This is a genomic window from Arthrobacter sp. P1_B4 (assembly GCF_056406555.1).
The window spans coordinates 1-24,459 of the sequence record NZ_JBFTZW010000048.1; the positions used below are offsets into that span (position 1 = coordinate 1).

General features: G+C 68.5%; 25 protein-coding genes. 20 read left to right on the top strand and 5 right to left on the bottom strand.

Annotation, left to right across the window (positions count from 1 at the left end):
* The first annotated feature begins 6 nt into the window (after positions 1-6).
* The 4 genes from AC1D1W_RS14170 to AC1D1W_RS14185 are packed head-to-tail and all read left to right on the top strand — an operon-like array spanning position 7 to position 4,248.
* Positions 7-1,056, top strand: coding sequence for a branched-chain amino acid ABC transporter permease (locus AC1D1W_RS14170; protein ID WP_476944019.1), 1,050 nt, complete (start codon positions 7-9; stop codon positions 1,054-1,056).
* Positions 1,053-2,687 (top strand): class I adenylate-forming enzyme family protein, encoded by a 1,635-nt coding sequence (locus tag AC1D1W_RS14175; protein ID WP_476944009.1) that lies wholly within the window; start codon positions 1,053-1,055, stop codon positions 2,685-2,687. The genes AC1D1W_RS14170 and AC1D1W_RS14175 overlap by 4 nt, the downstream gene beginning before the upstream one ends.
* Entirely contained in the window at positions 2,684-3,331 is a 648-nt protein-coding gene (locus AC1D1W_RS14180; RefSeq protein ID WP_476944010.1) for a TetR/AcrR family transcriptional regulator, read from the top strand. Before AC1D1W_RS14175 ends, AC1D1W_RS14180 begins: the two co-directional genes overlap by 4 nt.
* Positions 3,328-4,248: an alpha/beta hydrolase gene (locus AC1D1W_RS14185; protein ID WP_476944011.1), complete on the top strand. Its 921-nt coding sequence runs from the start codon at positions 3,328-3,330 to the stop codon at positions 4,246-4,248. Before AC1D1W_RS14180 ends, AC1D1W_RS14185 begins: the two co-directional genes overlap by 4 nt.
* Here AC1D1W_RS14185 and AC1D1W_RS14190 read toward each other — a convergent pair.
* Positions 4,245-4,511, bottom strand: a complete 267-nt coding sequence (locus AC1D1W_RS14190) for a MoaD/ThiS family protein (protein ID WP_229992995.1) — start codon at positions 4,509-4,511, stop codon at positions 4,245-4,247. The two genes, AC1D1W_RS14185 and AC1D1W_RS14190, sit on opposite strands and share 4 nt — an antisense overlap.
* Positions 4,512-4,519: 8 nt before the next feature.
* Positions 4,520-5,659 carry a GTP 3',8-cyclase MoaA gene (gene moaA, locus AC1D1W_RS14195; protein WP_476944012.1) on the bottom strand — a complete coding sequence of 380 codons (1,140 nt, stop codon included), beginning with the start codon at positions 5,657-5,659 and terminating at the stop codon, positions 4,520-4,522.
* A 132-nt stretch (positions 5,660-5,791) separates the two neighbouring features.
* On the opposite strand from moaA, the gene AC1D1W_RS14200 reads away from it, so the two are divergent.
* From AC1D1W_RS14200 to AC1D1W_RS14230, 7 genes are all read left to right on the top strand, one after another.
* Positions 5,792-6,535 carry a response regulator transcription factor gene (locus tag AC1D1W_RS14200; RefSeq protein WP_043436237.1) on the top strand — a complete coding sequence of 248 codons (744 nt, stop codon included), beginning with the start codon at positions 5,792-5,794 and terminating at the stop codon, positions 6,533-6,535.
* Entirely contained in the window at positions 6,522-7,889 is a 1,368-nt protein-coding gene (locus AC1D1W_RS14205; protein WP_476944013.1) for a sensor histidine kinase, read from the top strand. Before AC1D1W_RS14200 ends, AC1D1W_RS14205 begins: the two co-directional genes overlap by 14 nt.
* A 149-nt stretch (positions 7,890-8,038) precedes the next feature.
* Positions 8,039-9,607 (top strand): molybdopterin-dependent oxidoreductase, encoded by a 1,569-nt coding sequence (locus AC1D1W_RS14210; RefSeq protein WP_476944020.1) that lies wholly within the window; start codon positions 8,039-8,041, stop codon positions 9,605-9,607.
* Between the two features lie 26 nt (positions 9,608-9,633).
* The gene (locus AC1D1W_RS14215) at positions 9,634-10,857 is read left to right on the top strand and encodes a molybdopterin molybdotransferase MoeA (protein ID WP_243181755.1); all 1,224 of its coding nucleotides are present in this window, start codon (positions 9,634-9,636) and stop codon (positions 10,855-10,857) included.
* Positions 10,845-11,396 (top strand): cyclic pyranopterin monophosphate synthase MoaC, encoded by a 552-nt coding sequence (moaC, locus tag AC1D1W_RS14220; protein WP_476944014.1) that lies wholly within the window; start codon positions 10,845-10,847, stop codon positions 11,394-11,396. Before AC1D1W_RS14215 ends, moaC begins: the two co-directional genes overlap by 13 nt.
* On the top strand, positions 11,393-11,905 hold the full coding sequence (locus AC1D1W_RS14225) for a MogA/MoaB family molybdenum cofactor biosynthesis protein (protein ID WP_028277212.1): 513 nt from the start codon (positions 11,393-11,395) through the stop codon (positions 11,903-11,905). Before moaC ends, AC1D1W_RS14225 begins: the two co-directional genes overlap by 4 nt.
* Positions 11,895-12,416 (top strand): molybdenum cofactor biosynthesis protein MoaE, encoded by a 522-nt coding sequence (locus AC1D1W_RS14230; protein WP_243181757.1) that lies wholly within the window; start codon positions 11,895-11,897, stop codon positions 12,414-12,416. The genes AC1D1W_RS14225 and AC1D1W_RS14230 overlap by 11 nt, the downstream gene beginning before the upstream one ends.
* 35 nt (positions 12,417-12,451) lie before the next feature.
* Here AC1D1W_RS14230 and AC1D1W_RS14235 read toward each other — a convergent pair whose 3' ends face one another.
* Together AC1D1W_RS14235 and AC1D1W_RS14240 are read right to left on the bottom strand one after the other, a co-directional pair.
* Positions 12,452-12,910 carry a Clp protease N-terminal domain-containing protein gene (locus AC1D1W_RS14235; RefSeq protein WP_243181758.1) on the bottom strand — a complete coding sequence of 153 codons (459 nt, stop codon included), beginning with the start codon at positions 12,908-12,910 and terminating at the stop codon, positions 12,452-12,454.
* 9 nt (positions 12,911-12,919) lie between these two features.
* The gene (locus AC1D1W_RS14240) at positions 12,920-13,123 is read right to left on the bottom strand and encodes a helix-turn-helix domain-containing protein (RefSeq protein WP_026266610.1); all 204 of its coding nucleotides are present in this window, start codon (positions 13,121-13,123) and stop codon (positions 12,920-12,922) included.
* A 205-nt stretch (positions 13,124-13,328) separates the two neighbouring features.
* Here AC1D1W_RS14240 and dapB point away from each other — a divergent pair, with 205 nt between their 5' ends.
* A complete protein-coding gene (gene dapB, locus AC1D1W_RS14245) occupies positions 13,329-14,087 on the top strand; it encodes a 4-hydroxy-tetrahydrodipicolinate reductase (protein WP_476944015.1) in 759 nt (252 codons plus the stop codon).
* 5 nt (positions 14,088-14,092) lie between these two features.
* Positions 14,093-14,575 (top strand): hypothetical protein, encoded by a 483-nt coding sequence (locus AC1D1W_RS14250; RefSeq protein ID WP_028277217.1) that lies wholly within the window; start codon positions 14,093-14,095, stop codon positions 14,573-14,575.
* Between the two features lie 68 nt (positions 14,576-14,643).
* On the opposite strand, the gene AC1D1W_RS14255 is transcribed toward AC1D1W_RS14250, so the two are convergent.
* Entirely contained in the window at positions 14,644-15,897 is a 1,254-nt protein-coding gene (locus AC1D1W_RS14255; protein ID WP_476944016.1) for a heparan-alpha-glucosaminide N-acetyltransferase domain-containing protein, read from the bottom strand.
* Positions 15,898-16,012: 115 nt separating this feature from the next.
* Here AC1D1W_RS14255 and AC1D1W_RS14260 point away from each other — a divergent pair, with 115 nt between their 5' ends.
* The 7 genes from AC1D1W_RS14260 (at position 16,013) to AC1D1W_RS14290 (ending at position 24,426) form a co-directional block, all read left to right on the top strand.
* The gene (locus AC1D1W_RS14260; RefSeq protein WP_243181760.1) at positions 16,013-16,468 is read left to right on the top strand and encodes a hypothetical protein; all 456 of its coding nucleotides are present in this window, start codon (positions 16,013-16,015) and stop codon (positions 16,466-16,468) included.
* Between the two features lie 9 nt (positions 16,469-16,477).
* A complete protein-coding gene (locus AC1D1W_RS14265) occupies positions 16,478-17,242 on the top strand; it encodes a carbon-nitrogen hydrolase family protein (protein WP_243181761.1) in 765 nt (254 codons plus the stop codon).
* Positions 17,243-17,345: 103 nt separating this feature from the next.
* Positions 17,346-18,254: a 4-hydroxy-tetrahydrodipicolinate synthase gene (gene dapA / locus AC1D1W_RS14270; RefSeq protein WP_028277221.1), complete on the top strand. Its 909-nt coding sequence runs from the start codon at positions 17,346-17,348 to the stop codon at positions 18,252-18,254.
* Between the two features lie 60 nt (positions 18,255-18,314).
* Entirely contained in the window at positions 18,315-20,006 is a 1,692-nt protein-coding gene (locus tag AC1D1W_RS14275; protein ID WP_028277222.1) for a ribonuclease J, read from the top strand.
* Positions 20,007-20,275: 269 nt separating this feature from the next.
* A complete protein-coding gene (locus AC1D1W_RS14280; protein ID WP_476944017.1) occupies positions 20,276-23,239 on the top strand; it encodes an FtsK/SpoIIIE family DNA translocase in 2,964 nt (987 codons plus the stop codon).
* A gap of 87 nt (positions 23,240-23,326) precedes the next feature.
* Positions 23,327-23,899 carry a CDP-diacylglycerol--glycerol-3-phosphate 3-phosphatidyltransferase gene (gene pgsA / locus AC1D1W_RS14285; RefSeq protein ID WP_476944021.1) on the top strand — a complete coding sequence of 191 codons (573 nt, stop codon included), beginning with the start codon at positions 23,327-23,329 and terminating at the stop codon, positions 23,897-23,899.
* Positions 23,896-24,426 (top strand): CinA family protein, encoded by a 531-nt coding sequence (locus tag AC1D1W_RS14290; RefSeq protein ID WP_476944018.1) that lies wholly within the window; start codon positions 23,896-23,898, stop codon positions 24,424-24,426. Before pgsA ends, AC1D1W_RS14290 begins: the two co-directional genes overlap by 4 nt.
* The last annotated feature ends 33 nt before the right edge of the window (positions 24,427-24,459 follow it).

Sequence of the window (24,459 nt, forward strand, 5' to 3'; positions counted from 1 at the left end):
GGGCTCGTGCTCCTGGTACTCCTGCCGCTGCTGAACCTGTCCCTGCCGGGCGTGCTGCCCGGCCCGACTTATACGCCCGGCTCGCTGCAACTGCTGGCCATGTGCATGCTCATGGCCGCCGCGGCGCTGACCTACCACCTGCTGCTCGGCGTTGCGGGGCTGCTCTCCTTCGGACACGCGCTGTACTTCGGCGCCGGCGTCTACGGCCTCGCGATCATCCTGCAGAACCTGGACATCCCGCTGCTTCCGGCGATGGGGCTGACCCTACTGATCGTGATCGTGCTGGCCCACGTGGTGGGCAGCATCAGCCTCCGGGTCAGCGGGATACCGTTCGCGATGGTCACGCTCGCCTTCGCGCAGGCCGGCTCGGTGATCGTGGGCCGCAATCCCGACGGCGCCACCGGCGGCGACGAAGGACTGACGCTGCGCACCGACAACCTGCCAGACTTCCTAGTCGGCGTGGTCAACACCCGCAACCTCTACTGGCTGGCCCTGGCCGTGCTGGTCGCGGTCTTCCTCGTGGTGACGTGGGTGCAGTCCTCGCGTGCGGGCCATGTTGCCGCGGCCATCCGCGAAAACGAACTCCGCGTCCGCGTCCTGGGCCTGCAGCCCTACCTGGTGAAGCTGCTGATCTTCGTGGTGTCCGCCGTCCTGGTCTGCATCATCGGCATGGTCTTCCTGCTCCTGCAGAGTGGCGCCGTGCCGCGGGCCATGTCCGCAGACCTCACCATCACGCTGCTGGTCATGGTAGTGCTCGGCGGCGTCGGTTCCCGCTGGGGAGCCGTCGTAGGCGGTGTCTTCTACACAATCCTCGATCAGCGCCTGACCACGCTAGCCAATTCCGACGCCGTCAGGTCCCTCCCGGACATTCTGCGGGTACCGTTGTCAGAGCCGCTGTTTATCCTCGGCACGCTGTTCATCCTGGTGGTGCTGTTCCTCCCGGGCGGCCTGACGGGCGCGGCGGAGCGCCTGGCAGGACGGTCGGGGTGGCACAATCCGCGGGGAGGCGGACAAAGGGCGGACACGTCCCGGGAAATTCTGGAGGAGGCGGCATGAGCCCCGCAGACGGACTGCACACCCTGGGCCGCTGGACCACGGACCGCAGCCTGGCGACCCCGCACCGGGTTGCCATCGATGACCGCGGCTGCACCCTCACCTACGGCGAGCTGGAGCGCCGCGCGGCCGCCCTCGCGGCCGGCTTCCGGTCCGCGGGGTACATGGTTGGCGACAGGATCGCCACCCTGACGGGCAACAGCTCGGACCATGTGGTGGTGTTCTTTGCCTGTGCCAAGGCCGGGCTGGTCCTCGTACCGCTGTCGTGGCGGCTCACGCCCAAGGAGCTTGCAACCCAGCTTCAGGTCTCCGATCCGCAGCTGCTCCTGGTCGAAGGCGAGCTGGACTCGCTCGCCGCCGCTGCGTGCGGGTTGCTTGCGCACCGGCCGCGGACTGCAGCTCTGGGCCCTGGCGGAGTTGAAAAGTCCGTGCCCGTGCCGTCGCGTGCCAGTGGCGCCGTGGGGGAGCCGGGGGCCTGGACCGGTCAGCGGGAAGTGCGCGACGACGATGCCCTCCTGATGATCTTCACGTCCGGGACCGAGGGTGCGTGCAAGGCGGCAGTGCTGACGCACGCGAACTGTTTCTGGACCAACCTGTCCCTGTCCCGGACGCTGGACATGGGCAGCACCGACGTCGTCCTGGCCGTGCTGCCGCAGTTCCACGTCGGCGGCTGGAACATCCAGCCGCTGCTGGCGTGGTGGACCGGAGCCACCGTGGTGCTGGAACGCGGCTTCGAACCCGGCCGGGTCCTTCAGCTGATCGCTGAGCGCCGCGTGACGATGCTGATGGGTGTACCCACCCAGTACCTCATGCTGGCCGAACACCCGGACTTCGCGAGTGCCGAACTAGGCAGCCTGCGCCACGCCGTGGTCGGCGGGGCTCCAATGCCTGCACCGCTGCTGCGGATCTGGCACCGCAGGGGAGTGGCGCTCAGCCAGGGCTATGGGCTGACCGAGGCTTCGCCGAATGTGCTGTGCCTGCCCAACGACGACGCCGAACGCATGGTGGGATACTCCGGCAAACCGTACCCGCACGTGGCCGTGGCGGTGGCAGAACCTGCCACCGGCGAGATCCTCGACGGCGCCGCCTCAGGCGAGCTTCTGGTCGGCGGCCCAAGCGTCTTCGCCGGCTACTTCCGGGATCCCGCTGCCACCGCGGCCGTCCTGGCCGGCGGCTGGCTCCGGACCGGGGATCTGGTCGAACGCGATGCCGAAGGCTTCATCCGGGTGGTGGATCGGCTGAAGGACATCTACATCTCCGGCGGCGAAAACGTTGCCCCGGCCGAAGTCGAGGCAGTCCTGCTGTCCCATCCCGCGGTGGCGCAGGCCGCCGTCGTCGGGGTTGAAGACGAGCGCTGGGGCGAAACCGGTGTCGCGTTCGTGGTCATCCGGCCCGGGGTGGCCACTGACGAGCAGGAACTGCGGGAGCACTGCGCCTCCCAGCTCGCCCACTTCAAGGTCCCGGCCAGGATAGAAACCGTTGGCGCCCTGCCGCGGACAGCCCTGAACAAGGTCTTGCGCGCCAAGCTGCGACAGCAACTGACGCAACCTGCCTCAACAGACGCTGCACAGACAGACGTTGCCCCTACAGAAGCTACACAGACACGCCACGGACTGATCGGGGGCCGGAGGTGAGCGCCGCGCCGCGCACGGCGAGAGGCAGCCGCACCCGGGCGAAATTGCTGGAAGCGGCGGAGTCGGTGTTCGCCTCGGTGGGCTACCACGAGGCCTCGATCGTGAAGATCACCGAGGCTGCAGGGGTCGGTCTGGGCACTTTCTACCTCTACTTTGAGGGCAAGCAGGCCATCTTCGACGAGGTGGTCGAGGACTTGAACCGGAGGGTCAGGCACGCCATGACGGACGCCGCCCGGGCAGCCGGCAACCGGTTGGACGCCGAACGTGCCGGTTTCCGCGCGTTCTTCAAGTTCACCGCCGAACACCCCGCGCTGTACCGGATTATCAGGCAGGCCGAATTCGTCTCGCCCGGGGCGCTCCGGCTCCACTACACCCGGATCGTCAATGGCTACATCGAGGGGCTCAAGGCCGCGCAGCTCAGCGGCGAAGTCCGGCAGATGGACCCGACCGTGGCGGCCTGGGCGCTGATGGGAATCGGCGAGCTGATCGGCATGCGCTGGGTCCTGTGGGACGAGGAAGGCGCCCAGCCGGCCCAGGGGGCCCGGCCGGACGTTCCGGAGGAAGTCTTTGAGGAAATGATGCAGTTCATCGAGCGTGCGCTGGCGCCCGCTCCCAATTCGAACCAGGAAGGGACAGTCCCGTGACCCGAGCCGCAGGAAGCACCACAGAAGCAGGGAACCTCAACTACCGGACCGCAGACGTCGAGGTCCGCGGCGGCACGCTGCACACCGGCATCTGGGGACCGGAGGACCCGGCCGCCCCGACCATCCTGGCTGTCCATGGCGTGACCGCCTCGCACAAGGCGTGGCCGTACCTGGCCGAGGCGCTGCCCGGCGTCCGGATGATCGCCCCGGACCTGCGCGGGCGCGGCCGCAGCAATTCGCTGCCCGCTCCCTATGGAATGCCTGCCCACGCCGAAGACCTGGCGGCAGTACTGGCGGCACTGACCGCCGGCCCGGTGGTCGTGGTCGGGCATTCCATGGGCGCGTTCGCTTCCGTGGTCCTGGCCAATCTGTTCCCGGAGCGGGTGCGTTCGCTCGTCCTGGTCGACGGCGGCCTGCCGCTGCAGGTCCCGGCCGGTTTGTCGGACCAGGAAATTATCGCCGCGGTCCTTGGCCCGGCCGCCGAACGGCTCAACGCCACGTTCCCTAGCCGTGAGGTCTACCGATCGTTCTGGCGCCAGCACCCCGCCTTCAGCGCGGACTGGAGTGCCTTGGTGGAGGAATACGTGGATTACGACCTCACCGGCGAGGAGCCTGAGCTGAGGCCGGCGACGCGTTACCAGGCCATGGCGGATGACACCGCAGAGTTGCACCGCGGCGCCTCGCTGCTTAAGGCGCTGGACGAACTGGCCGTGGCCACCGAAGTGCTCAGGGCGCCGCGGGGCCTGCTCAACGACCCGGGCGGACTCTATCTTCCGGGCTACTTGGACACCTGGGCGGAAAAGCTCCCCGCACTGACCGTTCGTGAGATACCGGACGTCAATCACTACACGATCGTCATGGGCGAGGCCGGCGCCGCCGCGGTGGCACAGAGCGTCCGGGAAGCTCTGGAGGCCTAGCCGCCAGCGAACGGCGGCAGCACGTCGACGACGTCGGCCGGCTTGAGCGCCGCGGCATGGTCCCGCACGGCAACTTCGTTGAGCAGGAAGCTGGAGCGGGACAGGATGCGGGCCAGCGGCGGCGTACCGGCCGGCGGTTCGGGGCGCTCGACGGCGAGGATCGCCTCGAGCAGCGAGGCGAGGGTGTCGCCGTCGGCGAGGTCGTAGCGTTCTTCATCCACGCCGGCGGCAGCGCGTGCGGCAGCGAAGTAGCGTACATTCACGAAAAAAATCAGCCTCCGATGGCGCTCATGCTGCGGTCCGGCTGGACGAAGTCGGGCGCGTCGAGGCCCACATGGTCCATGCCGTGGGCCTTGGGCTTGATCCACATGGCATCCTGCCAGCGTTCGGCGAGCTGTTCGTCGTTGGCGCCCTCGCGCAGCAGCCCCAGCAGATCCACTTCCTCGCGTGAGAACAGGCAGCTCATGATCTTGCCCTCGGCGGTGATGCGCGTCCGGCGGCAGTCCGAGCAGAACGGCTCCGTGACAGAGGCGATGATGCCCACAGTGCCGAGCAGAGGGCCGGTGGCGCGGTCGGTGCCGGGAACCCGGGCCCGGACTTCGAACCGTTCCGCCGGGGCGCCGTCGCGGTCCCGCGGGTCGGAACTGAGCACGTAGTCGACCGAGAGCAGTTCGCGGATCTCCGCGGCGGTGATCATGTTCCGACGGGTCCAGCCGTGGTCCGCGTCGAGCGGCATCTGTTCGATGAAGCGCAGTTCATAGCCGCGGTCCAGCGCCCAGGCCAGGAGGGCCGGTGACTCGGCGTCGTTGATCCCGCGCATGAGTACAGCGTTGAGCTTGACCGGGCCCAGGCCTGCGGCCCAGGCGGCGTCGACGCCGGCGAGGACCCTGTCCAGGAAGGGCCGGCGGGTCAGCTTGGCAAAGGTTTCTTCATGCAGGGAGTCCAGCGAGACGTTGATTCTGGTCAGTCCCGCGGCTTTGAGTCCGGCGGCCTTCTTGTCCAGGCCGACGGCGTTGGTGGTCATCGAGATTGGCAGGTCGGGGTGGGCCTGGCGGAGCGCGGCGATGATCTGCAGCAGGTCCGCGCGCACCAGGGGCTCGCCGCCGGTCAGCCGCAGTTCACGCACGCCGAGCATATCGACGCCGATCCGCACGATCCGGACGATTTCCTCCGCGGACATCACCGCCTGTTTGGACAGCCATTCCAAGCCCTCGGCCGGCATGCAATAGGTGCAACGCAGATTGCACTTGTCCGTCAGTGAGAGGCGCATGTCCGTGGCACGGCGGCCGTAGCGATCCACGAGCCCGGCAGGCAGGCCCTCCGGACGCCCGGGCAGCGCGGCTGCAGCAGGCATTCCCGCTCCGGGACTGCCTGCCGCGCGGGGCTGGGGCATACCCAGTTGAACTGTCATAGAGTCAGGCTACGCCACCTCGCTGCCCACGTCACAGCCGCATGACGGCACGGATATTACAGATTCGGGAACGATGTCCCGCGGGGGTCCGGAGCCCTGCCCGGACCGTGGCGGCGAACCTATGCTGGAAGCGTGAACAAGACCCAGCCGGCCCCGGACGCAACGGAGTACCGGCGCATCCTTCTCGTCGAGGACGAACCGACCATCGCCGGAGTGGTCCGGGACTACCTCGTCCAGGCGGGATACCAGGTGGTCCTCGCCGCCGACGGGTTCACGGCCCTGCGCCTTGCGGCCGAACGCCGCCCGGACCTCGTCCTGCTGGACCGGATGCTGCCGGGCCTGGACGGTGTGGAAGTCTGCCGCCGCCTCCGTGCCGCACACAGTGTCCCGGTCATCATGCTCACTGCCCTCGGAACGGAAGACGACCGAATCCTCGGCCTGGAAGCCGGCGCGGACGACTACGTCACCAAGCCGTTCTCGCCCCGCGAGCTGGTGCTGCGGGTCCGGTCGGTCCTGCGCAGGAGCATTCCCGAATTCAGCCCGGAGCCCTCCGTCGAAGTAGGCGGTTTCGACCTCAACCCGGCCGCCCGCACCGTCTCACGCCACGGCACGCCCCTGGCGCTGACGGCCCGGGAGTTCGACCTGCTGGCCTTCATGCTCCGCCGTCCCCGGCAGGTCTTCAGCCGCGAGGAACTCATGAAAGCGGTCTGGGGCTGGGACTACGGGGACCTGTCCACTGTCACGGTGCACGTGCGGAGGCTGCGGGAGAAGATCGAGGACGACCCCACCCGCCCCTCCGTCCTGAAAACGGTCTGGGGCGTGGGGTACCGGCTGGACCCCAGCGACGAGGAGGAGTCCGCCGATGCAGACCTCTGAACTCCTGACCATCATCGGCTGGGCCGTGGCCTGGGGAGCCTTGATCGGGGCCGCGTCGCTGCTCATCCTGAAATCCCTGCGCCGGGCCTCGTTCGCAGTCCAGATCTGTGTGGTGGTGCTCGCCGCCGTGGCGGTCCTGACGGCCGGAATGGTCAGCGCCTTCAACGCCATGTTCATCTCGGCCCGGGACCTCGAAGTGATGTGGTACGTCCTGGCCGTGGCTTCCGCCGTGGCTGTTTCGATCGCGCTCGTGCTCGGATCGAGGGTCTCGCGGAACGCCAAGGCGCTGGTCGAGGCTGCCCGGAGCATCGGCCGCGGCGAGAGCCCCGGGATCCAGTCCCCGGTGATGAGCCACGAACTTGCCGCCCTCGCCGCCGAGCTCGAATCCAGCAGCCGGATGCTGGAGGCCTCCCGGCAGCGGGAGGCCGCCGTCGAAAACGCCCGCCGCGAACTGGTCAGCTGGATCTCCCACGACCTGCGGACGCCGCTGGCGAGCATGCGCGCCATGACCGAGGCCCTGGAAGACGGGATGGCCGCCGATGTTCCCGGCTATTACCGCAAACTCATCGCGCAGACCGACCTCATGGCCGGCATGGTCAACGACCTCCTGGAATTGTCGAAGATCCATGCCGGAACGATGCGGCTCAAGGCCGAGCCGTTGGACCTGTACGACCTCGCCAGCGACGCCATTGCCGACCTCGCCGCGCTGGCGGAGCAGCACGGCATTACGCTCGACGGCGGCGGCCAACGGGAAAGCCTGGCCCTCGCCGACGGCCCCTCGATGGGACGTGCCATCCGGAACGTCGTGCTCAACGCGATCGTCCACAGCAGACCCGGCTCCAGGGTCACCGTGGAAGTCGGCCGGGACGGTGACCGGGCCGTCGTCGCGGTCACCGACGGCTGCGGCGGAATCCCGGAAGCGGACCTCCCGCATGTGTTCGAAACCGGCTGGCAGAAGGACCCGGCGCGGCGGCAGGCCGGCCGTTGGGCCGCCCCGGACGACGGACTGGACGGTATGGCCCCTGATGGCGCGGCCCCGGGCGACGGCTTCCGGGTGCCCGGGCCGGATGAGCCGGCGGGCGTCATGCGCTACAGCGGCGCCGGCCTTGGCCTGAGCATCGTCGCCGGAATCGTCAGCGCCCATCAAGGCACCGTCACCGTGGAGAACGTCGACGGCGGATGTCGGTTCTCGCTGCTGCTCCCCGGCCAGGGAGCAGCCGGCCAGGAGCCGGGTGGCAGCCACGGCACTTCTGCCGGGGGAGCATCAGCCCCTGCAGCAGCAGCCCAGGGCACACACAACAGGATTCCGCGCGACGCGGTAGAGGAAGAACTCCGGACGGGACGGGCACAGTGAGCAGCGGCGTCGGCTTTGACGGGCAGGGGAAGGAAACCGGCGGCACACTCGCCGGCAGGGAACAGCAGCATACGGAACCGGGAGTCCGGCAGCGGCAGTCCCGGGACCTGTGGGCCGCCGGGGCCGGACTGGTGGCCGTGGGGGCGGCGGTGGTCCTCGGTGAACTCACGGCCAGCCTGGTGAGCCCCACGGTGTCTCCGGTGACGGCCGTCGGCGGGGTCGTGATCGACACCGTCCCGCCGGGCGTCAAGGAGTGGGCCATTTCCTTGTTCGGCACGGCGGACAAGGTGGCGCTGCTAGGCGGCATGGCACTGGTCATCGCCGCGCTCGCGGCGCTCTCCGGAGTCCTCGAAGTGCGGCGCCGTTTCGCCGGGGTGATTCTCATCGCGGTGTTCGGCGCGGTAGGGCTCGTGGCCGTGCTGAGCCGGGCCGACCTGACCGCCAACGCCATCCCCGTCCCGGTGCTGGTGGCACTGGTGGGGATCGCGCTGTTGCGGTGGCTCATCCGGAAACTGTTGGAGTGGCAACCCGATGCCGGCCGGCGGCCGGCGGTGGCGTCCGGCCCGTCGGAAACACCACCGGTTGAGCCGGCCCCGCAGGACGCCCCTGCCGCGGCGCGTGCAGATGCCACAGCCAACGACGCCGGGCCCGCCCGGCGCCGGTTCCTGTTGGCGCTGGGCGGGACAGCCGCGGTTGCCGCCGTCGCCGGTGTGCTCGCCTCCACCCTCAGGGGAGCTGCCGCCGTCGTCAGCGAAGTGCGCAGCAAGCTGGTCCTCCCCGTGCCCGCCGCTCCCGCGCCGCCCATCCCGGCCGGCGCCGAGATCCGGCTGGACGGGCTGGGCCCGCTCGTAACGCCGAACAGGGATTTCTACCGGATCGACACCGCCCTGCGCGTTCCCCTGGTGGACCCTGCGGAATGGACGCTGAAAGTCACGGGCCTGGTGGAACGGGAGATCGAGCTCGACTACGCCACCCTCCTGGCCAAACCCCTGACGGAACGGCACGTGACCATCGCCTGCGTCTCCAACGAGGTCGGCGGGGACCTGATCGGCAATGCCCGCTGGCTCGGCTGGCCGGTGCGCGAACTGCTCGCCATGGCCGGCCCCAAGCCCGGGGCGGACATGGTGCTCTCCCGCAGCACGGACGGCTGGACGGCAGGGACCCCGCTGGAGGCCCTCACGGACAACCGCGACGCGCTGCTGGCCGTCGCCATGAACGGGGAACCGCTCCCGCTCGAACATGGATTCCCCGTCCGGATGATCGTGCCCGGGCTGTACGGCTACGTCTCCGCCACGAAGTGGGTCACCGAACTCAAAGTGACCCGGTACGCGGACGACGTCGCCTACTGGACGCCCCGCGGCTGGAGCGAGCGCGGCCCCATCAAGACATCGTCCCGCATTGACGTGCCGCGCGACGGGGCCAACGTGAAGGGCGGGACGGTTGTCTTCGGCGGCGTCGCGTGGGCCCAGCACACGGGCATCGGCAAGGTGGAGCTGCGGGTCAACCGCGGCGACTGGCATCAGGCCGGGCTGGCCCCCGGCATCTCCAAGGACACCTGGTACCAGTGGAAGCTGGCCCTGCCGCTGGAGCCGGGGCAATATGAGGTCCAGGTCCGGGCCACAGCCCTCGACGGCGTGCCGCAGGCCGAGGAATCCGCCCCGGTCGCGCCGAACGGAGCCACGGGTTACCACACGGTTAGAGTTGACGTGAAGTCCTAGCGAGCCGAGCAGAGGTCAGGAAACGCATGCACCGCACCGAGACAAGGCATGTCAGCGTTCAAGCGCACCGGGACAAGGTGCGGGCCCTGCTGGCCCCCCTGCGCACCGAGGGGCGGGTGGAACGGCTCCCGCTGCTCGAAGCCCTGGGCCGGGGGCTCGCCGCCGACATCCTGGCACCGCTGGACCTTCCCCCCTTCGCCAACTCGCAGATGGACGGCTTCGCGGTCCGCAGCGCCGACGTGCCCGACGGCGGCAGGGAACTTCGCGTCGTCGCGCCCGTCCCGGCCGGTGCCGCACCGGCGAAACTGGCCGCCGGCACGGCCGCCCCGATCATGACCGGCGCGATGATGCCGGCCGGGGCCGACGCCGTCGTTCCCATCGAGCAGGCCGTGCCCGATTCCTTCCCGGTGCCGGGGGAGCCCGCCACGGTCCACCTGCCGGCCACCGCCGCCGGAACGTTCGTGCGCGACGCCGGCAGCGACATCCGCTCCGGCGAGCCCGCCCTCGGCGCGGGGACCTTCCTCGGCCCCGGCCAGCTGGGACTGCTGGCGGCGATGGGCTACACGGAGGTGCCCGTCCATCCCTCCCTCCGGGTCCTCCTGGTCACCACCGGCGACGAGGTGGTGGAACCGGGCAGCCCGCTGGGACCGGGCAAGATCTTCGACTCCAACGGCACGCTGCTCGAGTCCTCCATGCGCCAGGCCGGGCTCCAGGTCACACGGACCGGCGTCTCCATGGACCAGCCGGATGAGCTCGCCGCCTTGCTGCGCCGACATGCCCCCGCCGTGGACCTGATCGTCACCACCGGCGGCGTCAGCAAAGGTGCCTACGAGGTGGTCCGGCAGGCAATGGCCGGACACGACGTCGAATTCGGCGCCGTGGCGATGCAGCCGGGCGGCCCGCAGGGGATCGGCAGCTTCGACGGCGTCCCGGTGCTGGGGTTCCCGGGTAATCCGGTGAGCTGCCTCGTGTCCTTTGAAATGTTCCTGCGCCCGGTCCTCACGGAGCTGTTCGGCGCCCCGGCGCCCCGGCCCGCCGTCCGCGCGCGCCTCGCCGAACCGCTGACCTCACCGGCGGGCAAGCACCAGGTGCGGCGCGGCACGCTGGCTCCGGACGGCACGGTCAGGCTGGAGGGCGGCGCGGGATCCCACCTGGTCCATGCCCTGGCCCGTTCCAACGCCCTGGTCCACGTGCCAGAGGGAACAGCGGCGCTCGCAGCGGGCGACGAAGTGGAAGTATGGATCCTGTGAATGATGTAGAAAACCCTGAAGCGGATGCCACACCAGCGGACAACGGCGAAGCGGACAAAAGAGCAGTGGGCAACACCCGCCTGACCCACCTCCGTCACGACGGCACGGCCCAAATGGTGGATGTGTCCAACAAGGCGCAGTCCACCCGGGAAGCCACGGCCACCGCGACCGTCCGCAGCACGGCCGAGGTTCTGTCCCTCCTCGGCGGCGGTGAGCTCCCGAAGGGCGACGCCCTGGCCGTAGCCCGCATCGCCGGGATCATGGCGGCCAAGAAGACGCCGGACCTGATCCCGTTGTGCCACCCGCTGCCGATCGCCAAGGTCACCATCGACTTTGAGCTCGACACCGACGCCGTGACAATTTTCGCCACGGTCAAGACACGCGGCGTCACCGGGGTCGAGATGGAAGCCCTGACTGCGGCGACGGTCGCGGCACTGAGCGTGTACGACATGATCAAGGCCGTGGACAAGCACGCGGTCCTGACCGATATCAAGGTGCTCGCCAAAAGCGGCGGCAAGAGCGGGGACTGGACCCTATGAACATGCCCGAACCCCACCGCCACGGCGAAGCCACGGGCCGGAAGGCCGGTGTCGTGATCGCCTCCACCCGGGCGGCCTCCGGTGTCTATGAGGACCTCACGGGCCCTGTCATCATCGATTGGCTCACCGAGCACGGCTTCGAGCCGTTCCCCGCCATGGTGGTGCCGGACGGGGCGCCGGTCGGGGCCGCGCTGAGGGCCCTGCTGAGCCAGCAGCCGGCCGTCATCATCACCAGCGGCGGCACCGGGCTGAGCCCCACGGACGCAACGCCGGAGCAGACGCTGCCCCTGCTGGATCGGGAAATCCCGGGCATCATGGAGGGCATCCGGACCGCCGGAACGGCCAAGACTCCGATGGCCATGCTCAGCCGGGGCCACGCGGGCGCAGCCGGACAGACGTTCATCGTGAACCTGCCCGGATCCCCGAAAGGCGTGATGGACGGCCTGGCCGTGCTGGATCCCATCCTTGGACACCTTTGCGACCAACTGGAAGGCAGCCATGGGCACTGATACCGGATTTGAAATCGTGCAGGCCGTGCTGAGCGCCGAACCCATCTCGGTGGAGCAGGCCATCGCGGCGGTGGAGTCGGACACGGCAGGAGCGGTGGTCAGCTTCAGCGGCGTCGTCCGCAACCACGACGGCGGCAAGCAGGTCTCCCGGCTCAGCTACAGCGCCCACCCGACGGCGCACCAGGTGATGGCCGACGTCGTCGCCGGGCTTGTGGCGGAGCACTCGGGCCCGGCCGGGGATGCCGCGCCCGGCGGATCTCCGGAAGACGCCGCCGGCGGCGCCGGCGCCACCCAGGACGGGCGGCAGCCGGTGCGGATCTGGGCGGCCCACAGGATCGGCATGCTGGAGATCGGCGATCCGGCCCTGGTGTGCGCCGTCTCGGCGGCCCACCGCGGCCAGGCCTTCGCCGTATGTGCAGAACTCGTCGACCGGATCAAGGCCCAGGTGCCGATCTGGAAGGAACAGTTTTTCGCCGACGGCACTGTGGAGTGGGTCGGCGCCGGCGAGTAGAGGCAGTGGTGACCGGGCAGGAAAAAGGCTCCCGATCAGGAGGAAAGAACCCTGCGCCGGACCACCGCCCGGTCGACCCCCAGTTCCTTGAGCAGCACGGCTGCCGGATCGTGTTCCTCGCAGTCCAGCAGCGACAGCAGCAGATTCGCGGTGGTGATCTGTCGTGACTTCTGGTCCATGGCGTACCGAAGCATGCCTTCCATTACCGACCGGGCGCCCGAACTGAAGGGCGGCTTCTTCCCCCGGCTGGGCATGGGTACGCGCTCAAAGCCGTGGGCATCTATACCGATTGACGCGAGTGCCGTGCGGTCAAGCCTCGCCGCCGCGGCCCGAGCCTGATCGAGCGTGACACCCAGAAGGCCGGCGGGACCAGGATCGTGGAGCGCCCCCAGCAGCAAATGATCCGTGCCCAGCCGCTTGTCGCCGCTGCAGCGGGCCTCGTCCATGGCGAAGCCAACGATTTTTCGGGTGTCGTCGGCAAATCGTTCAAACATGGCTTGATCTCACTCTCGGTATTTTGCGTGGACGGACTGCCGTGAGACGCCCAGGGCGTCACCGATCTGCTCCCACGTCCATCCCTGCTGTCGGGCCGCTCTGACCTGCGCTGCCTCGACCTGTTCTGCCAGGCGATGGAGGGCGCCGACCGCCCGAAGGCCGACGGCGGGGTCGAGTGAATGAATATGCGCGGACAGGTCGTCAGTCTCCATGTCTGTCAGTTTAGATTGATGGGCTCAGGGCGTCAATCCAGCCTGACAGGCCTGGGTCGGCGTGTGACCCATCGAGCCGGCGGGCCGGGCCCTGCGGAACGTTGCTCACGCCGCGTGGCGGGCAGGCTGTCGCCCCCGACGGCGGCCCTGTAACCAAGCGCCGCCGGTTCCGGAACGCAGCGGCCCCGGCGGTAGGGTTGATGGCATGACCGAACAACTCTCCGTCGCCGTGCTGGGCGCCAGCGGGCGCATGGGCGCAGAGGCCGTGAAGGCCATCGACGCCGCCGCGGACCTGACGCTCGTCGCGGCCCTTGGCCGCAACGACCCCCTCGACTCTCTTGTCAGCTCCGGCGCGCAGATCGTGGTGGACCTGACCGTCCCCGAAAGCACCGAGGCGAACGTTCGCTTCGCTATCGAGCACGGCATGCACGCCGTGGTCGGCACCACCGGCTGGGATGCCGGCCGGCTCGCGGGCCTGGAAGAACTCCTCGCCAACCGGCCCGGCGTCGGCGTCCTGATCGCCCCGAACTTCGCCCTCGGCTCCGTCCTGGCCTCCGCCTTCGCCGCCAAGGCGTCCAAATACTTCGAATCCGTAGAAATTATTGAGCTGCACCACCCGGACAAGGTCGACGCGCCCWCCGGCACGGCCGTGCGCACGGCACAGCTGATCTCGGCCGAGCGCTCCGAGGCTGGCGTGCCGTCCAGCCCGGACGCCACCACTTCGGAACTCGCCGGTGCCCGCGGCACCGACGTCGACGGCATCCGGGTCCACAGTGTCCGGCTGGCTGGTCTTGTCGCGCACCAGGAGGTCCTGCTGGGCGGGCCGGGGGAGCAGCTGACCATCCGCCACGACTCCTTTGACCGTGCGTCCTTCATGCCCGGGGTGCTGCTGGGGATCCGCAGCGTCGCCGCTCACCCCGGTCTCACCGTGGGACTCGACGGCTACCTGGACCTGGGACTCTGAGTCCGATGTCCGCTGCCTTGACTGCCCTGAAAGCGAACCGCACCAAGATCTGGGTGGGGGCCGTCACCCTGCTGCTCGTGTTTTATCTGGTGGTGTCCCTTCAACGGTCCGTGCTCCTGATGTCCGATCCCAGCCTCGTGGCGAAGGCGATCGGCGTCGCCTACCTGGTGCTGCCGGTCATCGGGGCCTGGGCCCTGATCCGGGAACTGCTGTTTGGTGCCCGCACTGAGCGGTTGGCAAAGATCCTCGAAGCCGAGGGAGGCCTGCCGGAGGACACTCTGCCGCGCACGCCCGCCGGCCGGATCATCCGCGAAGCCGCCGACGCCGAATTTGAGAAGTACCGCGCCGAGGCCGAAGCTGCCCCCGAGGACTGGCGTTCCTGGTTCCGGCTCAGCTGTGCGTACGATGCTGCCGGAGACCGCAAGCGCGCCCGCGCCTCAATGCGCGACGCCGTGCGGATGTTCCGCGCCGGGGTGCAGAAGAACTAGCCGGACACCGTTTGCCGGGCCGCGCAGGGCCCGGCTGCGGAACTCAGCGTCAGATCCGGCGGCGGAACTTAGCGCACGCGTCGAGGCCGGCGGACTTGGGCCGGCTGGTGGCGGCCGGCCTGGCTGGCCGCATGGGTCGCCCACTCCAGCGGCCCGCGCCACGCCATGGCCGCGAAGACTCCGCCGGCCACCAGCATCCCGACAGCCTGCGCGAAGTACACACCCTCCACGGTCCAGCCCGGCATCAACGGCTGGTCGTGCAGGGCGGCCATGATGCACAGGTGAGCCGTGTAGAGGCTCAACGTCATGGCCCCGGCTCCGCGCAGCGGCAGCAGCAGATCCAGTTCCAGCCAGTCGCCCAGCCGGCCCAGCAGCAGGCACAGGCCGATCACGGCGGCAGCGGCCCCCGAGGTGTGCAACAGATCCAGCGTGGTGCCGGAGTGCGGTGCACTCGTGGCCAGCCACCACACTGAGCCTGACTGGTCGATGCCGGCCAGGTTGACCTGCAGCAGGCTCTCCAGCGGGTAGGCGGGATCGCCGATGTGCGCCTGAAGGGCCTGCCTGCCGCCCCAGTCCTCCAACGTGAGAGTCCCCAGCCACTTGCACATGACGGCCACCACCGTGCCGGCAGCAACGAGCAGGAATGGCACGGCCGCTTTCCACAGCGCCATCCGACCGATCACCAGCCCTACGAGGAGATAAGCGATCCACTGCAGGACAGGGTAGTAGCCCGTGAGAAAGAGGTCKCCCAGCAGCCTGGCCGGGGCGGTCAGATCCTCCCAGCTTGGATTGTGCCCCAGCCGCAGGGGCGGATCGGCGGACAGCAGCCACGGCCGCAGGAGGTAGGCCAGGGCGGGGGCAGCCAGTATCCAGAGGACCGCGAGTGCGGCCAGGCGTTTCAGCCCAAGCCCGACAAAGGGCAGCACACACAGGAACAGCAGGGCGTAGTGGACCAGAATTATCGCGATGTTGACTTCCAGCCCGCCCAGGGAGAGCCCGACGGCACCGATCACGAGCGCCCGCAAGGCGATGCCTCTGCGGGCACCCCGCAGTTCGGCGCCCTCAAGCGGCTGCTGTTTCCCCGTGGACAAGGCGAGTCCGACTCCGGCCAACACGGCGAACAGCGCGGCTGCCCGTCCGGAAAACGCCAGGCCGATCCAGGTGGGCGTGAGCTGCGGGTCCGGCTCAAAGGTTGCCAGCACGTGGGTGGCCATCATGGCCAGCAGGGCCAGGCCGCGCGCGGCGTCGATACCGGCCAGCCGGACGCCGGGGGGAGTGCCCCGGACGGTCCGGGAAGCCGTAGTCATTCCGCGCGCCGTCATCATCTGATCGTCTCACGATCGGTCCGGTGACCGTCTCATCTTCGGCCTGCCCGCAGCCCCGATCCTTCTCCGGGCATCCCTTGTATTCGAATATATGTTCGAATACGATGGGCGCATGAACGACGCCCCAGAGCCAGCCTTCCTGAAGCCCGAATTCACCGGCCGGGATTCCACAAGCCGACAATTTCCGGGCCCGGATCCGTCGGGCCCGCAATGGACCAGCGCGACGCCTGGCGGAAGAACAAAGCGTGGCGAGCCGGCGGCCGGTGTCCTCAAAGCCATGAGCCCGGGCGTGGTGGACTTCCTCTTCCGGCGCTTGGTCGCCGGGGAGCCGGCCGAGGACGTCCAGTGGGGGAAGGAGGGGGCGGCGCTGGCCGCGGTACCGCCGGGAGCTGAGCTGGCGCGGCGGCTGGCCGAGACGGACCTCGATGCCCTCACTCCAACCGAATTGTTCGACTACGTGCGGGCGGCCCAACGTCTGGCCGCCTGGGCGGAGGCCCTTCGCGAAACCGCCGTCGGGCGCTACTGCTCGGCACCTTCGGCTCCCTCCGGCGAAAGAGGGAGTGCATAGGATGGCAGGGTGACCACTGGCTCAATCACCGCGCTGACGCTGTCCGCCGTCCAATACCAGGCCCTGGATGGTGGCGTTGCCGCCAACGTGCCCGAGCACATCCGGCTGATCGAAGACGCCGAGTCGCATGGAGCCCGGCTTGTCATCTTTCCCGAACTCTCGCTGACGGGATACCGGCTGGACCTGCTGGACGGACCCGGGGAGTGGCTGAGCGCGGCTGACCGGCGGCTGGACGGCATCCGGGAAATCTGCCGGCGCACCGGAATAACCGCCGTCGTCGGTGCCGCGTTCAAAGACGCGGACGGTATGCCGCGGCTGGCCGCCCTCGCGGTCCATCCGACAGGCTCCATCGAGACCAGCTTCAAAACGCACCTGCACGGACCGGAGCAGGATCTCTTCGTGGCCGGCAGCAATCCCGCGGTCCTGGAGATCGACGGCTGGAAGGTCGCCCTGGCGATCTGCTTCGACGCAGCCCGCCCGGGCCATGCGGAATGGGCCGCGGACGCCGGGGCGGACATCTATGCCGTCTCGGCCCTCTACACGGCCGGCGAAGACCACCGGCTGGCACTGCATCTCGGCGCCCGGGCCATGGACAACCGGATGTTCTCCGTCCTGGCGAACCTGGCGGGCGCCACGCCGCTCGGCCCTTCGTGTGGCCTGAGCGGGTTCTGGGGTCCTGACGGGCTCCCGCTCCGGCAGGCGGCCGGCACCGGCACCGAGGTGCTGACCGCGAGTCTCCAATACAGTGTGCTGGCGCGGTTTCGGCGGCCCTGAGTCCGGCCGGACCGCCGAAACGTGACGCACGGCCGCCGAGTTTGACGTTCGTCACACCGCCGCCATTGTCCTAACATGCCGCAGACAAGGTAACGTTTTTCATATGGCTGACTCTGATATTCGCTCTTACACGTTCGGGACCCTCGTGACTGCCATGGTCACGCCTTTCACATCGGACGGTGAGGTCGACTACCGGCAGTCGGCGGAACTGGCGAGCAAGCTCGTCGACGACGGCAATGACGCCCTCGTGATCTCCGGCACGACGGGTGAGACCTCCACGCTCGAGGACGACGAAAAAGAGAAGCTCTTCCGCGTCATCGTCGAGGCCGTGGGCGACCGCGCCAAGGTCATCGCCGGAACCGGGACCAACCACACCTCGCACTCGATCGAGATGGCCAAGCGCGCCGCCAAGGCCGGAGCGCACGGCCAGCTGATCGTCACGCCGTATTACAACAAGCCCAGCCAGGCCGGTATCCAGGCGCACGTCGAGGCCGTGGCCGACGCCGCCGACCTCCCCGTCATGGTCTACGACATCCCCGGCCGCGCCGGAGTGCCCATCCTGCCCGAGACCATGATCCGGCTCGCCGACCACCCCAGGATCGTCGCCCTCAAGGATGCCAAGGCCGACTTCAACGCCGTCACGCGCGTCCTGGCGAACACCGATCTTGATGTCTACTCAGGCGACGACGGCCTCACGCTGCCATGGATGGCCGCCGGCGCCGTCGGGCTGGTCAGCGTCTCCGCGCACGTCGCGACACGGCAATTCCGTGCGCTGATCGATGCCGCACTTGCAGGCGATTTTGCTACCGCCCGCACCCTACATTTCGAACTGGACCCCGTGGTCCGCGCAGTGATGACCCACATTCAGGGTGCTGTCGCTGCCAAGCAGGTTCTTAAGTGGCAGGGAGTCCTGCCCAACTCGGTTGTCCGTTTGCCCCTCGTGGAGCCGGGCGAGGCCGAGATCGCAACCATCCGCGAGGATTTGGCGGAAGCGGGGATGGTCTTTTCCTGATCGGGAGCCAATCCTGACGGTTAAGAACCAGCCCGGCTTCAGCCTGGAAAGTAGTGCACTATGACCCAAACCGCCCTTCCCGGCCTTGTCACGCCGCCCCGCCTCCCGAAGAACACCCTGCGGATCGTACCGCTCGGCGGAATCGGGGAAATCGGTCGAAACATGACCGTTTTCGAGATCGATGGCAAGCTCCTCATCGTTGACTGCGGCGTCCTCTTCCCCGAAGAGACCCAGCCCGGCGTCGACCTCATCCTGCCGGACTTCTCCTACATCGAGAACCGTCTCCAGGACATCGTCGCGGTAGTCCTGACCCACGGTCACGAGGACCACATCGGCGCCGTCCCCTACCTCCTGCGCCTGCGCGCCGACATCCCCATCGTCGGTTCACAGCTGACACTGGCCCTCATCGAGGCCAAGCTGCAGGAACACCGGATCAAGCCGAACACGAAGATCGTCGTCGAGGGCCAGGTCGAGAAGTACGGGCCCTTCGAATGCGAGTTCATCGCCGTCAACCACTCCATCCCGGACGCCCTGGCCGTGTTCCTCCGCACCTCGGGCGGCACCGTCCTGCACACCGGTGACTTCAAGATGGACCAGCTGCCGCTGGATGGCCGCATCACCGACCTCCGGCACTTCGCCAAGCTGGGCGAAGAAGGCGTGGACCTGTTCATGTCGGATTCGACCAACGCCGACGTCCCGGGGTTCACCACCGCCGAGAAGGAAATCGGACCCACCCTGGACCGGCTGTTCGGGCAGGCCTCCAAGCGCATCATCGTCGCCTCCTTCTCCTCCCACGTGCACCGCGTCCAGCAGGTTCTCGATGCCGCCGCCAACCACAACCGCAAGGTTGCCTTCGTGGGCCGCTCCATGGTCCGGAACATGGCCATCGCCGCGAAACTGGGCTACCTGGAGGTCCCGGCCGGGATCCTGGTCGACATCAAGAACATCGACAACCTGCCGGACAACCGGGTTGTGCTGATGTCCACCGGCTCCCAGGGCGAGCCCATGGCCGCCCTGTCCCGCATGGCCAACGGCGACCACCGCGTCGTCGTCGGCGAGGGCGACACCGTCATCCTTGCGTCCAGCCTGATCCCGGGCAACGAAAACGCCGTCTTCCGCATCATCAACGGACTGCTGAAGCTCGGCGCCGACGTCATCCACAAGGGCAACGCCAAGGTGCACGTCTCCGGCCACGCTGCCGCCGGCGAACTGCTGTACTGCTACAACATCCTTGAGCCGCTCAACGCCATGCCGGTGCACGGCGAAACCCGCCACCTCATCGCCAACGGCAAGATCGCCCTCGAATCCGGCGTGCCGGAGGAAAGCATCCTGCTCGCGGACAACGGCAGCGTGATCGACCTTCGCGACCACCAGGCCGACATCGTGGGCCAGGTCGAGGTCGGATTCGTCTACGTCGACGGCTCCAGCGTCGGCGAGGTCACCGAAGCAGACCTCAAGGACCGCCAGACCCTCGGCGATGAAGGCTTCATCTCCATCATCACGGTCATCCACCGTGCCACCGGCAAGGTGGTGTCCGGGCCGGAAATCCACGCCCGCGGCGTGGCGGAGGACGATTCCGTCTTCGACGAGATCATCCCCAAGATCAATGAGGCCCTCGAAGAAGCCGTGCTGAACCGCACGGACCACACGACGCACCAGCTGCAGCAGGTCGTCCGCCGGGTCGTCGGCACGTGGGTCAACCGCAAGCTCCGCCGCAAGCCCATGATCATCCCGGTGGTCCTTGAGGCGTAAGCCTCAGGTGGTTCACCGGGCGTAAGCCTCAGGTGGTTCACCGGGCGTAAGCCTCAGGTGGTTCACCGGGCGTAAGCCTCAGGTGGTTCACCGGGCGTAAGCCCTTCACACCGCCCGGCGCATGCCTGGTCAACGGCCTTCCCGGCCAACCCGCAGCCTGAGCGCCGCGGGAGGCGGGGGAGGCCGTTCCCGTTGGCGTTGGCGGCAACATGATCCCGGACGCCCGGAAATTCGGGGTTTTCGGCCCGGCATCCGGTACCGTGGCGGGTATGGCGACTCGTACTTCTTCCGCGCCTAGAGGAAACTCAAGCGGCAAATCAGGCAGTTCTCCCGGCCGGGGGTCCCGTCCCGCCGCATCCAAATCCGCCCGGCCGCGGGGAGCCGCAGGTGGCACCGCAGCCACCGCGCGGACCCGGCAGTTGGCCGTTGTTGAGCCGCACCAGCCCTGGGTAGTGAGGGTGCTGGCCGGTGCCTGGCTGGGCATCGCCCATGTGATCGGCGCCGGCATCCGGCGGGTCGGCCACGACGTCAGCGACCTCGCCCCCGAGGACCGCCGCGACGGCGCCGCCCTGTTCAACCTGGCCCTGGGAGTCTTCGTTGCCACTTTCGCGTGGTGGGGGTTCCAGGGCTGGCTCCCTGACCTCGTGTTTGCGATCGTCAACGGCACGTTCGGCTGGATGGCCCTGCTGCTGCCGCTCATGCTGTTCGTGTGCGCCTTCCGCCTGTTCCGCCAGCCCGACGACGGCCGCGGCAACAACCGGGTCGGCATCGGTTTCCTCATCATGACGTTCGCCGGTTCCGGGCTGGCCCACATCATTGGCGGCCAGCCGACCGTCGCCGACGGCTTCGATGGACTGCGCCGGGCCGGCGGCATGCTCGGCTACCTCGCCGCCGCCCCGCTGGCCGCCGTGCACACCGCCGTCCCCGTCGCGGTCTACGGCCTGCTGGCCTTCACCTCCCTGCTGATCGTCACCGCCACGCCCTTCGGCGCGATCCCTGGCCGCCTGCGCGACGCCTACGAGCACCTGATGGGCATCGACCTGCAAGACGACGACGGCGGCGACCGCCACGACCGCAGCTACCTGTACGAGAACGACGCACCGGCCCCGCCCAGGAAGAAGCGCAAGCGCCTCTTCGGCAAGGACCACGACGACGAGTCCGGCCTGGAAGGCTACGTCGGCGACGAGGCCTTCGAACGCGCCCTCATCGCAGATGAGGAAGCGGCCGACGCACCTCCGGCCAAGGGCACGAGGGGCAAGGCGCGCTCTGGCGTGGAAGCCGACGCCGCGCCCGACGTCGCGCCCGGCGTCCGCCGTCCCACCCAGGCCGAGATCGCCGTCGAAAAGATCAAAGCCGCCCAGGGCCTCGGCACGGCAGGATCCGCCGGCGCTACGGCGGAGTCCAGCGGCGACGCCACCGAGGCCATCCCGCTGGTCACTCCGGGGATGGTGGCCGCGGGATCGCTCAATGCCGCCGCTGCGGCCGCCAAGGTCCCCTCCAACCCGGTCGCGCCCGCACCGCTGCCCACCCCCATTCCGCAGCGCACCGAGCAGCTTTCCCTGGCCGGCGACGTCACCTACACCCTGCCGGCGTCGGACGTGCTGACACCCGGTTCCATCCCCAAGGAACGCACCGAGGCCAACGACGCGATTGTCGCCTCGCTCACCGAGACCCTCAACCAGTTCAACGTGGAGGCGCAGGTCACCGGCTTCAGCCGCGGCCCCACCGTGACCCGCTACGAAATCGAACTGTCCCCGGGCACCAAGGTGGAACGGGTCACCGCCCTGTCCAAGAACATCTCCTATGCCGTGGCCAGCTCGGATGTGCGCATCCTGAGCCCCATCCCGGGCAAGTCGGCCATCGGCATCGAAATCCCCAACACGGACCGCGAAACCGTGTCCCTGGGCGACGTGCTCCGCAGCCAGAACGCCCGTCGCACCGACCACCCCATGGTCATGGGGGTCGGCAAGGACGTGGAGGGCGGGTACGTCGTGGCCAACCTGGCCAAGATGCCGCACCTGCTCGTGGCCGGCGCCACCGGTGCCGGCAAGTCCTCGTTCGTGAACTCGATGATCACCTCGATCCTGATGCGGGCCACCCCGGACGAGGTCCGGATGGTCATGGTGGACCCCAAACGCGTGGAACTCAYGGCCTACGAGGGGGTCCCGCACCTCATCACCCCGATCATCACCAACCCGAAGAAGGCGGCCGAGGCCCTGCAGTGGGTGGTCCGGGAAATGGATGCCCGCTATGACGACCTCGCCAATTACGGCTTCAAGCACATCGATGACTTCAACAAGGCTGTCCGGGCCGGCAAGGTCCACCCGCCGGTGGATTCCAAGCGCGTCATCAAGCCGTACCCGTACCTGCTGGTCATCGTGGACGAACTCGCCGACCTCATGATGGTTGCCCCGCGCGACGTTGAAGACTCGATTGTCCGCATCACGCAGCTGGCCCGTGCGGCCGGCATCCACCTGGTCCTGGCCACCCAGCGCCCGTCGGTCGACGTCGTGACCGGCCTGATCAAGGCCAACGTGCCCTCCCGCATGGCCTTCGCCACCTCCTCTGTCACCGACTCCCGGGTGGTCCTGGACCAGCCGGGCGCCGAGAAACTCATCGGCCAGGGCGATGCCTTGTTCCTGCCGATGGGGGCCTCCAAGGCCATGCGTGTCCAGGGTGCCTGGGTCACCGAGTCCGAGATCCACAAGGTCGTCGAGCACGTCAAGGGCCAGCTCAAGGCCGTTTATCGCGATGACGTCGCGCCCGAGGCGCAGAAGAAGCAGATCGATGACGACATCGGGGACGATCTCGAGGTCCTGCTCCAGGCAACCGAGCTCGTGGTCACCACCCAGTTCGGCTCTACCTCGATGCTCCAGCGCAAGCTCCGCGTCGGCTTCGCGAAGGCCGGCCGCCTCATGGACCTACTCGAGTCCAGGGGTGTGGTGGGGCCCTCCGAAGGTTCCAAGGCGCGCGACGTGCTGGTCAAGCCCGATGACCTCGCCGCCGTGCTGGCCGCGATGAAGGGCCAGGACGGTCCGGTGTCCGCCGACTCGCAGACCGCGGCGCTGAGCGATAACGCCAACGCGAACATCGCCCAGGGCGGTTACGCCGAGGACCTCGTGGCGGCGGACCTGGAGAACCGCACCCAGGCGATCGACTACCATGACGGCGCCGACGGCGGTTCCGGCGACGAGGACGGCTCAGAGGACGCCTGGTCGCTCACCGGCCGGTAGCGCAGAAGGTAGCCTAGGAAGGTGAATAGCGCCGAAGCCAACGCCGGATCCGCCTCGCGGATCTGGAACCTGCCGAATGTCCTCACGATGCTGCGGATAGTGCTGGTGCCGTTTTTCGTCTGGTTCCTGCTCCTCGACGCGCCGGGGCTGCAGGCCCAGAACGGCGTCTGGCGCTGGGCGGCCGCCTTCGTTTTCGCGGTCGCCATCTACACGGACAAGCTCGACGGCGACATCGCCCGGTCCCGCGGCCTCGTCACCGATTTTGGCAAGATTGCTGACCCGATCGCCGACAAGCTCCTGATCGGTTCCGCGCTGGTCATGCTCTCGTTGCTCCAGGAACTGCCCTGGTGGGTCACCATCCTGATTCTGGTCCGGGAGTGGGGCATCACCGCGCTGCGCTTCTTCGTCATCCGCTACGGCGTTATCCCGGCCTCGCGCGGCGGAAAGCTCAAGACGGTGGTGCAGACGGCGGCCATCTTCCTCTACGTCCTTCCGCTGGCATCCCTCGCCCCGTGGCTGGGCGTCGTGGCGTTCATCGTGATGATGGCCGCCCTGGCCATCACCCTGTGGACCGGCGGCGAATACGTCATTGAGGCGCTCAAGCTGCGGTCCGCCGGCATCAAGGCAGAGAAACAACGTTCAAGGGAGAACAGGCCATGAACCAGCCGGACCCCGCTCTTCACCCCAATCTGCACCCCAATCTGCACCGCCTGGCGGAGCAGGCTGTCACCGTCGCCCTCGGCCGCGGCCTGACCGCCGCCACCGCCGAATCGCTCACCGCCGGCATGGTCACCGCCGTGCTGGCCGACACGCCCGGCGCCTCCGGGATGCTGCAGGGCGGCGTGGTGTCCTACGCCAACAGGGTCAAGTCCGACGTTCTTGGCGTCCCCGCTGAGCTGCTCGACGCCGTTGGCTCCGTGGACGGCCAGGTAGCCGCAACCATGGCCGACGGGGCGCGCCGCATCTGCGGCGCCGATATCGGCGTTTCCACCACCGGCGTGGCCGGTCCCGAACCGCACGACGGCAAAGCGGTGGGCACGGTCTTTGTCGGCATCGCCACGGCGGAAGGATCGACGTCGTACCCCTATTCCTTTGACGGCAGCCGCGCCGAGATCCGCGCACTTGCGTGCGGCGCCGCGCTGGAGCGTCTGCTGGAGGCCCTATCTTCCGAAGGCTACCGGGCGTAAAGTTGCCGGGAACAAAAGTTGATTCCGAATAGT

Coding starts and splice junctions, on each gene's coding strand:
- AC1D1W_RS14175 (WP_476944009.1), top strand. CDS start 1,053: ATGAGCCCCGCAGACGGACTGCACACCCTGGGCCGCTGGACCACGGAC.
- moaA (WP_476944012.1), bottom strand. CDS start 5,659: ATGACAGTTCAACTGGGTATGCCCCAGCCCCGCGCGGCAGGCAGTCCC.
- AC1D1W_RS14205 (WP_476944013.1), top strand. CDS start 6,522: ATGCAGACCTCTGAACTCCTGACCATCATCGGCTGGGCCGTGGCCTGG.
- AC1D1W_RS14215 (WP_243181755.1), top strand. CDS start 9,634: ATGCACCGCACCGAGACAAGGCATGTCAGCGTTCAAGCGCACCGGGAC.
- moaC (WP_476944014.1), top strand. CDS start 10,845: ATGGATCCTGTGAATGATGTAGAAAACCCTGAAGCGGATGCCACACCA.
- AC1D1W_RS14225 (WP_028277212.1), top strand. CDS start 11,393: ATGAACATGCCCGAACCCCACCGCCACGGCGAAGCCACGGGCCGGAAG.
- AC1D1W_RS14230 (WP_243181757.1), top strand. CDS start 11,895: ATGGGCACTGATACCGGATTTGAAATCGTGCAGGCCGTGCTGAGCGCC.
- AC1D1W_RS14235 (WP_243181758.1), bottom strand. CDS start 12,910: ATGTTTGAACGATTTGCCGACGACACCCGAAAAATCGTTGGCTTCGCC.
- AC1D1W_RS14240 (WP_026266610.1), bottom strand. CDS start 13,123: ATGGAGACTGACGACCTGTCCGCGCATATTCATTCACTCGACCCCGCC.
- AC1D1W_RS14250 (WP_028277217.1), top strand. CDS start 14,093: ATGTCCGCTGCCTTGACTGCCCTGAAAGCGAACCGCACCAAGATCTGG.
- AC1D1W_RS14260 (WP_243181760.1), top strand. CDS start 16,013: ATGAACGACGCCCCAGAGCCAGCCTTCCTGAAGCCCGAATTCACCGGC.
- dapA (WP_028277221.1), top strand. CDS start 17,346: ATGGCTGACTCTGATATTCGCTCTTACACGTTCGGGACCCTCGTGACT.
- AC1D1W_RS14275 (WP_028277222.1), top strand. CDS start 18,315: ATGACCCAAACCGCCCTTCCCGGCCTTGTCACGCCGCCCCGCCTCCCG.
- pgsA (WP_476944021.1), top strand. CDS start 23,327: ATGCTGCGGATAGTGCTGGTGCCGTTTTTCGTCTGGTTCCTGCTCCTC.
- AC1D1W_RS14290 (WP_476944018.1), top strand. CDS start 23,896: ATGAACCAGCCGGACCCCGCTCTTCACCCCAATCTGCACCCCAATCTG.